Annotated in this window: 9 protein-coding genes and 1 pseudogene; all 10 read left to right on the top strand. The window is 66.6% G+C overall.

Annotated elements, in window-relative coordinates; translation table 11 throughout:
* Positions 1-80 precede the first annotated feature (80 nt).
* The 10 genes and pseudogenes from A5781_RS19265 to A5781_RS19305 all read left to right on the top strand — a co-directional run bounded on the left by A5781_RS19265 (position 81) and on the right by A5781_RS19305 (position 12427).
* The gene (locus tag A5781_RS19265; RefSeq protein WP_055405688.1) at positions 81-983 is read left to right on the top strand and encodes an ESX secretion-associated protein EspG; all 903 of its coding nucleotides are present in this window, start codon (positions 81-83) and stop codon (positions 981-983) included.
* 264 nt (positions 984-1247) lie between these two features.
* Positions 1248-2759 (top strand): type VII secretion integral membrane protein EccD, encoded by a 1512-nt coding sequence (eccD, locus tag A5781_RS19270; RefSeq protein WP_067210048.1) that lies wholly within the window; start codon positions 1248-1250, stop codon positions 2757-2759.
* Positions 2737-4566 carry a type VII secretion-associated serine protease mycosin gene (locus tag A5781_RS19275; RefSeq protein ID WP_067210051.1) on the top strand — a complete coding sequence of 610 codons (1830 nt, stop codon included), beginning with the start codon at positions 2737-2739 and terminating at the stop codon, positions 4564-4566. The genes eccD and A5781_RS19275 overlap by 23 nt, the downstream gene beginning before the upstream one ends.
* A gap of 19 nt (positions 4567-4585) precedes the next feature.
* Positions 4586-5782, top strand: coding sequence for a type VII secretion protein EccE (gene eccE / locus A5781_RS19280; RefSeq protein WP_067210054.1), 1197 nt, complete (start codon positions 4586-4588; stop codon positions 5780-5782).
* A complete protein-coding gene (eccA, locus tag A5781_RS19285) occupies positions 5779-7611 on the top strand; it encodes a type VII secretion AAA-ATPase EccA (RefSeq protein WP_067210057.1) in 1833 nt (610 codons plus the stop codon). Before eccE ends, eccA begins: the two co-directional genes overlap by 4 nt.
* Positions 7612-7989: 378 nt before the next feature.
* A pseudogene (locus A5781_RS25955) lies at positions 7990-8215 on the top strand (type VII secretion protein EsxI).
* A 674-nt stretch (positions 8216-8889) separates the two neighbouring features.
* Positions 8890-10143, top strand: a complete 1254-nt coding sequence (locus A5781_RS19290; RefSeq protein WP_067210061.1) for a PPE family protein — start codon at positions 8890-8892, stop codon at positions 10141-10143.
* A gap of 72 nt (positions 10144-10215) precedes the next feature.
* Positions 10216-11634: a PPE family protein gene (locus A5781_RS19295; RefSeq protein ID WP_067210065.1), complete on the top strand. Its 1419-nt coding sequence runs from the start codon at positions 10216-10218 to the stop codon at positions 11632-11634.
* 49 nt (positions 11635-11683) lie between these two features.
* Positions 11684-12007 carry a DUF732 domain-containing protein gene (locus A5781_RS19300; protein ID WP_067210069.1) on the top strand — a complete coding sequence of 108 codons (324 nt, stop codon included), beginning with the start codon at positions 11684-11686 and terminating at the stop codon, positions 12005-12007.
* A 99-nt stretch (positions 12008-12106) separates the two neighbouring features.
* Positions 12107-12427 (top strand): DUF732 domain-containing protein, encoded by a 321-nt coding sequence (locus tag A5781_RS19305; protein ID WP_067210071.1) that lies wholly within the window; start codon positions 12107-12109, stop codon positions 12425-12427.
* Positions 12428-12514 lie beyond the last annotated feature (87 nt).

Genomic DNA, 12514 nt, shown 5'->3' on the forward strand with positions numbered 1-12514 from the left:
GATGTGTATAAGAGACAGCCGATCTGTGGTGTGCTGCCGCGTCCTGCGGTTACCGTGCACTTTGAACCCTTGAGGTATTGATGGATCAGCAGACCGCCCGCACCGACATCACCGTTAACGTCGACGGTTTCTGGATGCTCCAGGCCCTCCTGGACATTCGGCACGTCGCGCCTGAATTGCGGTGCCGGCCATTTGTCTCTACCGACTCGAGCGACTGGCTCAACGAGCATCCCGGCATGGCGGTGATGCGCGAGCAGGGCATCGTGGAAAACGATCAGGTGAACGAACATGTGGCCGCTCGAATGAGGGTGCTGGCGGCGCCGGACCTCGAGGTCATCGCCCTGCTGTCGCGGGGCAAGCTGCTGTACGGCGTGGTCGACGACGAGAATCAGCCACCCGGGTCGCGCGACATCCCCGACAACGAGTTCCGGGTGGTGCTGGCCCGCCGCGGCCAGCACTGGGTGTCCGCGGTGCGCGTTGGCGGCGACATCACCGTCGACGACGTCGCGATCGCGGACAGCGCCTCGATCGCGTCCCTGGTGCTGGACGCGCTCGAGTCGATACACCACGCCGAGCCCGCGGCGATCAATGCGGTCAACGTGCCGCTGGAAGAAATGCTGGAAGCCACGAAGTCGTGGCAGGAGTCCGGCTTCAACGTGTTTTCCGGCGGCGACCTGCGGCGGATGGGCATCAGCGCCGCCACCGTGGCCGCGCTGGGACAGGCCCTTTCCGATCCCGCGGCCGAGGTCGCGGTGTACGCGCGTCAGTACCGGGACGACGCGAAGGGCCCCAGCGCTTCGGTGCTGTCGCTCAAAGACGGTTCCGGCGGCCGCATCGCGCTGTACCAGCAGGCGCGGACGGCCGGGTCGGGGGAGGCCTGGCTGGCAATCTGCCCGGCGACCCCCCAATTGGTGCAGGTGGGCGTCAAGACGGTGCTGGACACCCTTCCTTACGGCGAGTGGAAAACCCACAGCAGGGTCTGACATTCGACGAAACATAAAGTTCACCAATGTCTTTGCACTCAACATGCGGTTGAGAAGCCAACACGGCATACTTCTCTAAGAGATTCAGCAAATCTCAAACCACTGTCACCAAGGTTTTAATCGCGAGGCGGGGTAGATGGAATTCGGATTAGTCGAGCTGCACTTTCTCGGGGGCGGCAGCACCCCGGAAAGCGGGCCGGCGCAGACTCCCGCCCGGCTGGCGGCATGGGGTTACACATTCACGACGGTAAGGGGTTCAGGGCGATGACTGCGGTAGTTGAAGCGCTACAGCCTGACGTTGAGGGAATTTCGCAACCTCGGGCGGTCGTGGTCGGTGTTATGGCCGGGGCGGGCGTACAGATCGGCGTCCTGCTGGACGCCAACGCCCCCGTCTCGGTGATGACCGAGCCGCTGCTGAAGGTGGTGAACAGCCGACTCAGGGAGCTCGGGGAGGCCCCGCTGGAGGCCACGGGCCGCGGCAGGTGGGCGCTGTGCCTGGTGGACGGCAGCCCGTTGCGGGCCACCCAGTCCCTGACCGAACAGGACGTCTACGACGGTGACCGGCTGTGGATCCGGTTCATCCAGGACACCGAGCATCGCTCGCAGGTCATCGAGCACATCTCCACCGCGGTCGCGGCAAACCTGAGCAAGCGGTTCGCCGCGATCGACCCGGTCATTGCGGTGCAGGTCGGTGCGTCGATGGTGGCGTCCGGGGTGACGGCTGCGTCCGGCTTGCTGCTCTGGTACCGCTGGCACCACAACTCCTGGCTGCCGACGGCGTACTCCGCGGTGATCGCCGCGGTGGTGCTGGGCGTTTCCCTGATGCTGCTGATGCGGGCCCGCACCCAACAGGATCGCCGCATCGCCGACATCATGCTGCTGAGCGGCCTGGCGCCACTCACGGTCGCCGCCGCGGCGGCGCCGCCCGGCGGAGTGGGGTCCCCACACGCAGTGTTGGCCTTCGGCGTGCTCACCATCGCCGCGATGCTCGGCCTGCGTTTCACCGGCCGCCGGCTGGGGCTCTACACCGCACTCATCACCATCAGCCTGGTCACGGCGATCGCGGCCCTGGCGCGAATGGTCGCGATGACCAGTGCGGTGACGCTGCTGACCAGCGTCGTCCTCGTGTGCGTGCTGGTCTATCACACCGCGCCGGCCCTCTCGCGCCGCCTGGCCGGCATTCGTCTGCCGGTCTTCCCGTCGGCGACCAGCCGGTGGGTGTTCGAGGCCCGGCCGGACCTGCCGACCACCGTGGTCCGCTCCGACGGTGGCCCCCCGGTCCTCGAGGGACCCGCATCCGTCCGCGACGTCTTGGTGCAGGCCGAACGCGCCCGCTCCTTCTTGACCGGCCTGCTGGTCGGGCTGGGCGTCTTGATGATCGTCTCGCTGGCGGCTTTGTCGGATCCGCACACCGGCCAACGCTGGCTGCCGCTGTTGCTGGCCGGCTTCAGCGCCGGGTTCCTGATGCTGCGCGGACGCTCCTACGTCGACCGCTGGCAGGCGATCACCCTGGCCGTGACGGCCGTCCTCATCGTGGGTGCCGTGGTGGCGCGGTACGCGCTCGTGTTGCAGTCGCCCCTGGCCGTGTCGATCAGCGCGGCGATCCTGGTCCTACTGCCGGCGGCCGGCCTCACGTCCGCGGCCGTGGTGCCCAACACCATCTATAGCCCGCTGTTCCGCAAGTTCGTGGAATGGATCGAATACCTCTGCCTGATGCCGATTTTCCCGCTGGCATTGTGGTTGATGAATGTCTATGCAGCAATCCGCTACCGGTAGTAGCAAGGTGTGGCGAGGGCGCGCTTCCGCTGCGGCCCTCGCCGCAATCTTGCTCGCCTCAGGAGCATTGGCCGGGTTACCACCCGCTTATGCGATTTCGCCGCCGACGATTGATCCCGGTGCGGTGCCGCCCGACGGCCCGCCCGGGCCGTCGGCGCCGATGAAGCAGAATTCATACTGCACCGAGGTCGGCGTGCTGCCCGGCACAGATTTCCGGTTGCAGCCCAAGTACATGGACATGCTGAACCTGCAGGAGGCATGGCAGTTCGGTCGCGGCGCCGGCATCAAGGTGGCCGTCATCGACACCGGTGTGAGCCCCCACCCGCGGTTTCCGCGCCTGATCCCCGGCGGTGACTACGTCATGGGCGGCGACGGGCTGTCGGACTGCGACGCCCACGGCACGATCGTGGCCTCGATGATCGGCGCCGCGCCGGCCAACGGCGCCGGAGTGCCACCGGCCGCGCCGCGCCGGCCGGTCACCATCCCCACCACAGAACCGCCACCCAAAGCGCCGCCGCCCCAGACGGTGACGTTGTCGCCCTTGCCCCAGACCGTGACGATGGTTCCGCCCTCGCCGACGGAGCAACAGCCGGCTCCGGGACCGTTCGGGCTGCCACCGCCACCGCCCGCGCCCGCAGGTCCACCGCCGGGACCGCCGCAGGGCGGGCAGGCCCCGGCCGGCAACCACGGCGGCGGCACGGTGACCATACCCAGCTACTCCGGTGGGAGCCACGTGGTCGGCGTCGACAACTCGCGCGGCCCGCGCCCGCTGGATCCACCGCCCAGCCCGCCACCTCCGCCGCCGGCACCGCCCTCGGCTGGTCCGGACGCGTTCAGCGGTGTCGCCCCGGATGTGGACATCATCGGGATCCGCCAGTCGAGCCAGGCCTTCGGCCTCAAGGACGCCTACACCGGTGACGAAGATCCGCAGACTCGCGCAAAGATCGACGGTGTCCAGACGATGGCTCGGGCGATCGTGCACGCCGCCAACATGGGCGCGCAGATCATCAACATCTCGGACGTGACCTGCATGAGCGCGCGCAACATCGTCGACCAGCGCGCGCTGGGCGCCGCGGTCCGTTATGCGGCGGTCGACAAGAACGCCGTGATCGTGGCCGCGGCCGGCGACACGAGCAAAAAGGACTGCAAGCAGAATCCAGCGCATGATCCGTTGCAGCCCAACGATCCTCGCAACTGGAGTTCCGTTACCACCGTCGTGACGCCGTCCTGGTTCAGCGACTATGTCCTGACGGTGGGTGCGGTCGACGAGGATGGCCGGCCGATGACCCAGGGCAACCAGGGGCAGGCATCGACGAGCGTGGCCGGTCCCTGGGTGGGCATCGCCGCGCCCGGTACCGACGTCATCGGGCTATCCCCCCGGGACGACGGCGTCATCAACGCGATCGACGGGCCGGACAACACGCTGCTGGTTCCGTCCGGCACTAGCTTCTCGGCCGCGATCGTGTCCGGCGTCGCCGCGCTCGTTCGCGCGAAGTTCCCCCAGCTGTCGGCTTACCAGGTCATCAACCGGCTGACCCGAACCGCCCGCGCGCCAGCGCGCGGCGTGGATAACCAGATCGGGCACGGCATCGTCGACCCGGTGGCGGCACTGACGTGGGACGTACCCGAAGGACCGTTGAAGCCGCCGCAGCAACTTTCGGCGCCGCTGAACATACCGAAGCCCGTCCCACCCCGGGATATGGTGCCAGTGTGGGTGGCCGCCGGAGGCTTGCTCGGGGCGTTACTGATCGGTGGGGGCGTGTTTGGAACGGCGATGCTGATGAAGCGATCGCGAAAGCAGCAATAAGGGCGGAGCAGCAACAGTCATGAAAGCTCAGCGCAGGTTCGGTTTGTCATTGTCGTGGCCGCGGGTCACCGCGGTGTTCCTGGTCGACGTCGCGATCTTGGTGGTGGCCAGCCACTGCCCGGAGTCCTGGCAGGGCACCTATCGCATCGCGTTCTGGGTGGGCGTCGGGCTGGCGGCGTTGATCGCTCTGTTCTCGCTGGTCACCTACCACGGCGTGACGGTGACATCGGCATTGGCCACCTGGCTGTGGGATTGGTCAGCCGACCCCGGCACCGCGCTGGGCGCCGGCTGCACGCCGGCGGTCGACTACCAGCGCCGCTTCGGGCGCGACAAGGTCGGCGTGCGCGAGTACGAGGGCCAGCTGGTCTCGGTCGTCGCGGTGAACGGGGACGACGACGACCCGTCGTCGCGCCACCGGCACCGGACCTCGCCGCCCACCCTGCTGGTGCAGGCGGTGGCTGATGGCTTGCGGCAGTTCGACATTCACCTCGATAACGTCGATATCGTGTCGGTGAAGGTGCGCCGCGGCGGCAACGCCGCCGAGCTGTCGAAGCTCGACGACTGGGGCCCCGAGGAGTGGGAGGTGGCGAACGGAGAGCCTTCCTCGTACGTTCGCCGCACCTGGCTGGTGTTGCGGATGAACCCGCAACGCAACATCGCCGCTGTGGCGGTCCGCGATTCGCTGGCTTCGACTTTGGTGGCGGCCACCGAGCGGCTGGCTCAGGATCTCGATGGACTTACCTGTGCCGCAAGGCCGTTGACCGCCGAGGAGATCACCGAGGTCGACCGCGCGGTGCTGGCCGACCTGGAGCCCACCTGGAGCAGGCCCGGCTGGCGCCACCTCAAACACTTCAACGGCTTCACCAACAGCTTCTGGGTGACGCCCGCCGACATCACCACCGACACGCTCGACGAGCTGTGGCAGGCGGACACCGTCGCCACCGTGCTGACGGTCCGGCTCACCGCTCGCGCGGGCCGGCCGCAGGTCTCGGCCTGGGTGCGCTACCACACCGAGAAGCGGCTGCCCCGGAATGTTTCGTCCGGCCTCAATCGCCTCACGGGCCGCCAGTTGGCCGCGGTCCGAGCCAGCCTGCCCGCCCCCGCGACACATGCCTCGCTTGTCGTTCCGAGCCGTGCCGTGCGTGACGACGACGAGCTCACGCTTTCGGTCGGTCAGCTGCGAGAGAGCCCGGCGGGCGTGCCTGTGGCGCAATGACGCGGCCGCAATCGACCGCTGAGGGCGCCCGCAACGCGATGGTAGCCGGCCTGCTGGCATCGGGGATATCGGTCAATGGGCTCCAGCCCAGCCACAACCCGCAGGTGGCGTCGCAGATGTTCGCCACGGCCAGCAACCTGGACCCCGGGATGTGTGACGCCTGGCTGGCGCGGTTGCTGGCGGGGGAGCGGAGCCTCGAGGTGCTCGCCGGTGCGTGGGCGTCGATCCGCACGTTCGGATGGGAGACCCGCCGGCTCGGCGTCACCGAATTGCACTTCCGTCCCCAGGTCTCGGACGGCTTGTTCCTGCAGCTGGCCGTCACCAGCGGCGAGTCACTGGCGTGCGCTTACGCGGCCGTGCTGGCTGAGGCCAAACGCTACGAGGAGGCGGCGGAACTACTCGACGGGGTCGAGCCGCGCCAACCCTTCGAGCAGGAGCTGGTCGACTATGTGCGGGGCATCCTGTATTTCCGCACCGGGCGGTGGCCGGATTTGCTCAACCAATTTCCGGAGGGCAAGGTCTGGCGTCAGCCCGAACTGAAGGCCGCCGGAGCGGCCATGGCGACGACGGCGCTCGCGTCGCTCGGTGTCTTCGAGGAGGCGATCCGGCGGGGCCAGGACGCGATTGAAGGAGACCGCGTTCCGGGAGCGGCCAACATCGCCCTCTACACCCAGGGCATGTGCCTGCGGCACCTGGGCCGCGAGGACGAGGCCGTCGAGCTGTTGCGCCGGGTGTATTCGCGGGATCCGAAGTTCAGCCCGGCCCGCGAAGCGCTGGATAACCCGACCTATCGACTGGTCCTCACCGACCCGGAAACCATTGAGGCGCGAACGGATCCGTGGGACGCGGACAGCGCGCCGACCCGGGAGGAGACGGAGGCCGCTCGCCACGCCGAGGAGGCCGCAAGGTACCTGGCCGAGGGTGACGCCGAGCTCAACGCGATGCTGGGCATGGAACGCGCCAAGCGGGAAATCAAGCTCATCAAGGCGACGACGAAGGTGAACCTGGCCCGCGCCAAGATGGGCCTTCCGGTGCCGGTGACCTCGCGCCACACACTGCTGCTGGGTCCGCCCGGGACCGGTAAGACCTCGGTCGCGCGGGCCTTCAGCAAACAGTTGTGCGGCTTGACGGTGCTGCGCAAACCGGTGGTGGTCGAAACCAGCCGCACCAAGCTGCTGGGCCGGTACATGGCCGACGCGGAGAAGAACACCGAGGAGATGCTCGAGGAAGCTCTCGGCGGGGCGGTTTTCTTCGACGAGATGCACACGCTGCACGAGAAGGGCTACCAGCAAGGTGACCCGTACGGCAACGCGATCATCAACACGTTGCTGTTGTACATGGAGAACCATCGCGACGAGCTCGTCGTCTTCGGCGCCGGTTACGCGAAGGCGATGGAGAAGATGCTGGACGTGAATCAGGGTCTGCGGCGGCGGTTTTCGACCGTGATCGAGTTCTTCAGCTATACGCCCGACGAGCTGGTCGCGTTGACCCGGCTGATGGGCCAGGAGAACGAGGACGTCATCACCGAGGAAGCGGCGCATTCCCTATTGCCTTCCTACACCAGGTTTTATCTCGACGAGAACTACTCCGAAGACGGGGACCTGATCCGCGGCATCGATACGCTCGGCAATGCCGGTTTCGTGCGCAATGTGGTCGAGAAGGCCCGCGATCACCGCAGTTTCCGTCTCGACGACGAAGATCTGGATGCGGTGCTGGCCAGCGACGTCACCGAGTTCAGCGAGCGCCAGCTCCTGCGGTTCAAGGAACTGACCCAGGAGGACCTGGCCGAGGGCCTCAGCGCGGCGGTCGCCGAGAACAAGACGACGTAGTTCGCGCGGCGAACTCACCTCGGCTGGTTCCTGCTCGCGGCCTGGCGCCTAATCAGCCTTCCGCAGGGTTCTGTGGCGGTGTCCGGTACAGCCGGGTTTCTCCGCCGTGAGCAACCGCCGCGGCAGCGGACCGCGATCCGGATTCCGTCCGCCCACCCGGCTGGCATGACGGTGGACCTCCGGGGTTTTCTACAAACTGCTTTTAAGAAAGAGGGCACGTTCAGCAACGTCATAGGCGTCGCAGCGGAGTCTCCAAGCCCCGCCGAAACCATCGATGACCAGGCAAACAGGGCCTCCCAGGAAACTGTCAGCAGCTAATCAGCGGCGCGGCAGAGTAGCCCATCTACCCTTCGTGTGGGTGAACAGTAGGGGAACACCATGGCAATCGGCTATCAGTTCGGCGACGCAGGCGGGCACGGAGCCACCGTTCGCGTCCAGGCGGCGTCGGTGGTGACCGAGCGTCAGCCTCGTTCGCGATGTACCGGCCGCGCGAGGCTGCCGCGACGGTGCGGGCTCGGTGGCCCGCCGGGAGTTCATCACCCGGTTGGGTCGCAGCCTCCGGGTGATCCAGCAACGGCCAATGACCCACGGGCAAAAGTTCTAGACCGCCTGCAGCAACATGGCCAGCACCGACAACGCCGTCGGCTTCGGTTGGGCGCAATTGCGTCCCGATCGGGTTGACACGCTTGCTCTGAGCTTGCGGATTTAATACGCGACCGACATCGCGCATATGCTTTATATGCGTATTTCTGCTGTCTTGCCATATGGCGTTAGGAGGGATTCAGCGCTTCCAATCCGTCCTGCATTCAACTGGAAAGCAATTTAGCGCGATCGATAATAACGTCGATCCGTAGGACTTCCATTGCCAGAAATGGCGGTTTGCGCGTCGCGCTAAACCGCTGCTTAACTGCGCTTTTAACGTCGACTACCTCGGTGTATGCAAAATCACACACAGATAGCTGTGCGCCCACAAGTTCTCACAACAGTCGATGACGGTGTGACATTTGCTTTTTACAGTTTGTTACGTGGAGGGAACGCGGCCTGAAATGCGTTACCGACACAATGCTCTTATATTCATGGGCGGATGGCGGGTTGAGTCGCGCAATCTTCGTGGGATTTGAGTTAGGGAGGGAATGGTCCGTTGTTTGAAGTATGTGGAATGAGCTCGTGGCTTCAAAAACGGATCTGATGGATTTCATTAGAACCTTGCCGCGGTTGCGGCCGAGGCAGCAAAGCCGCGCCTACCCTGGCGGCCACTTGAGGGACGGGAGGTAGTCGATGTTGGACTTCGGAGCGCTTCCGCCGGAGATCAACTCGGGGCGGATGTACGTCGGTGCGGGGTCGGGTCCGCTGCTGGCCGCTGCGGCGGCGTGGGACGAATTGGCCGCAGAGCTGCAGGCCACAAGCGCCTCGTACGGCTCGACCATCGAGACGCTGGCGACGGGGCCGTGGACGGGGCCGTCGTCGATAGCAATGGCAGCCGCCGCCGCGCCATACGTGGCGTGGATGAACGCCACCGGCGCTCAGGCGGAGGAGGCCGGCGCCCAGGCCAAACTGGCCGCGGGCGCCTACGAGGCGGCGTTTGCAGCTACGGTGCCGCCACCGGTGATCGCGGCCAATCGCGCGCTGCTGGCAACGCTCATCGCCACCAACATCCTCGGCCAGAACACCCCGGCGATCGCCGCCACCGAAGCCCAATACATGGAAATGTGGGCCCAGGACGCCGCCGCGATGTACGGCTACGCGGCATCATCGGCGACCGCATCCCAACTGACGCCGTTCGCCGAGCCGCCGAGGACCACCAACGAGTCGGCCGGCCCGATGCAGGCGGCCGCGGTCACGCAGTCGGGTGCGCAATCAAGCTCCAACACCGCCTCTCAGCTGAGCACGCTGCAACCCCTGCTGAACGCCGGCAATGTCGCGGCGGCCAACCCTACGACGGGGACTGGAATCACCACCGGAATCGGGCAAAACCTCGACTACTGGAACAACATCTGGTCGGTGCTGACGGGCCCGTATTCGCCCCAGTCATGGAGCAGCGTCCCGGGTGGCCCCTTCCTGTCGTTCGGTCAGGCGTACGCCTGGGGCCAGAACGGCCAGAGCGCCGCGGCCTATTTGTCCGGCCCGAAGGCGATCTCCGGGGCACTGGCGCCACTGACCAGCGGACCCAGCGCTGTGCGGCCCATGCTGAGCTCCGCCGTCGGACCGGTTTCGGGCTCCATGGGCAAAGCGCCCCTGGTCGGCAGCATGTCGGTACCGCAGGGCTGGACGGAGGCGGCGCCGACCATCCGCACCGTCGCCCAGGTGATGCCCACCAACCTGGCTGCCGCGCCGGCCGCTGCGCTGGCCGGCGAAGAGGGCGTCTTCAGCCAAATGGGTCTGTCCAGCCTGCTGGGGCGGGCCGTCGCCGCGAGCGCGACCCACCCCATGAGCGGAAGTGCCGCCGCAGCGGCCAGCTCGCTGGGCAGTGCCGTTGCCGAGGCCGACCCGGCCGCCGCCACCATCATCGTCATCCCGTGCATCGAGGAGTGACCGCCATGAACACACCGCACACCAGCCCAGCACCGTCCACCCGGCCGCCAGCCACCAGGTAAGGGATCACAGATGTTTTACGGAGCCTTTCCGCCGGAGTTCAATTCGGGCCGGATGTATGCCGGTCCGGGACCGGAGTCGTTGGTGGCTGCCGCAACCGCATGGGAGAACCTGGCCGCGGAGTTGCAGTCCGCGGCGTCGGCCTATTCGTCGGTGGTTTCGAGCCTGGCCACCGGGCCATGGGTGGGCCCCTCATCAACTGCCATGGCCTCGGCGGCCGCGCCCTATGTGACCTGGATGCAGCAGACCGCGATTCAGGCCCAGGAAGCCGCCACTCAGGCCAACGCGGCGGTAGCCGCGTACGAGGCGGCGTTCGCTGCGCACGTGCCGCCCCCGGTGATCGCGGAGAACCGTGCCCTGTTGGCGCAGCTGATGGCGACCAACCTGTTCGGGCAGAACACTGCCGCGATCGCGACCACCGAGACCCAGTACAGCGAGATGTGGGCCCAGGACGCAGTAGCGATGGACAGCTACGCCACCTCGTCGGAGGCGGCCTCGAGGTTTACCCCGTTCGCGGAGCCGCCCGCGACCACGAACACTGCCGGCACAACGATGCAGGCGGCCGCGATAAGCCAAAGTGCCGGCACCTCCGCCGGCAATGCCGGGTCAACGGTCAGCGCGGCAGCCAACTCGCTGACCACGACCGCGACGGCGGGCAACCCGATACTGGCATGGCTCTCGCAGCTCGCCACCCAATACAACACCACCATCACCACCTTCTTGAAAGGCTTCGGCACAACTCCTGGCGGCACCCCATTGATCACGGCCATGTACAACGCGGTCAAGGTGCCGTTGGGCCTGACCACACAGTTCAACGACGTCGGATTGCTGATCAACTTCCCCCTGTCGCAGTGGCTCAAGTTCGCCCCACCCGCCGCCTACGGCGCGCTACCGAAGGACGCGCTGGGCGCCGGCCTGGGGGCGCTGGGCTTCGGCCGGGGCACGCTCTACGACGCGATCACCCCGACGGCGGGCTTCGCGCGTGGCACGTTGGTGGGCCAGTTGAGCGTTCCGCCCAGCTGGGCCTCGGCCACGCCGGCCATCCGAACGGTTGCCGCGGCACTGTCGGCCGCGGGACCCGAGGCGGTGCCGGCGGCCGCGCTGGGCGAGGGCAGCCTGTTCAGTTCGATGGGGATGGCGGGGATGCTGGGCAGCGCCCTCGGCTCCGGGGGGCCCACCGTGGTCGGCGCCGGCGTGCGCAACCGGATGAAACCCATTAAGGACCTAAAAGACAAGCAATCGCCGGAACAGCTGAAGCGTCTGGTCGCGCAGATTTCGGAGAAACCCGAAACCGTGCAGCACCACAACGTCGACCAGGAAGGTCTCGACGCCCTGCTCGAGCAGCTGGCGAAGAAACCCGGCATCCACGCCGTGCACCTGAAAAAGGGCGACAAGTCCAAAGTCCTGCCCGCCGACGTCCAATTAGGTTAACGGCCAACATGATTCAACCCCCTGCAGCTACGCGCAAGGAAGGCGAGCAATGAAACGGTTACTGGTTCTACTGGGCGTGCCCGTCATGATGGGCCTGGCCGCACCGGCATACGCCGATCCTCCACCCGTACCGGACGGCGACGACGGGGCGTTCCTCGCCGCCCTGCATACTGCCGGCTTCGGCTTCGCAAGTCCGGATGCGGCCGTCGGGGCGGGCCGGGCGGTGTGTTCGTGCCTGAACAACGGGGAATCGGGCTTGGAGCTGGTCCATGACGTGAAGATGCACAACCCGGGCATGGACATGGAGATGGCTTCCAACTTCGCCATGATCTCCGCGAAATACTACTGTCCGCACCAGCTCAGCAAGGCCTGATCGGGGTGGGCTACGGCTGTATTACACTGGCCCACAAGCTATTTCGCTAAGCCGAGCCAGTGCTGCAGCCGGCGTCACGCCATGAGACAATCACCGGTTATGAGGCTGCTGCTGGCGCTGATCGCCGTTCCCGCCGCGATCGCGCTCGCCGCGCCCGCGCACGGCGAGCCGGATGCGGGCGGCGTCGACGAGGCGAGCTTTCTCGCGTCGTTGCGAAGCGCGGGCATCACCTACAAGACGCCGGAGGCAGCGGTCCAGTTCGCCCAAGCGGTGTGCACTGCAATGGGCAATGGCGAGTACGGCCCCCAGATGGTCAACGATTTGAAGGGCCAAAATCCCGGGCTCACCACGGAACACGCCACGTCGTTCCTGGCGATCGCCGCGAAATTCTATTGTCCCCAGCAACTCAACAAGGGCTAGCCTGGCGTCGGCCATAACGGGAACCGCTTGGCGGCGCACGGATTTCGCACGCATGGACGCAACGCATCCGGTTCGGCTCGGGGCCAC

It is taken from the genome of Mycobacterium sp. 852002-30065_SCH5024008, from assembly GCF_001665645.1.
In the GTDB taxonomy this organism is placed as follows: Bacteria; Actinomycetota; Actinomycetes; order Mycobacteriales; family Mycobacteriaceae; genus Mycobacterium; species Mycobacterium paraffinicum.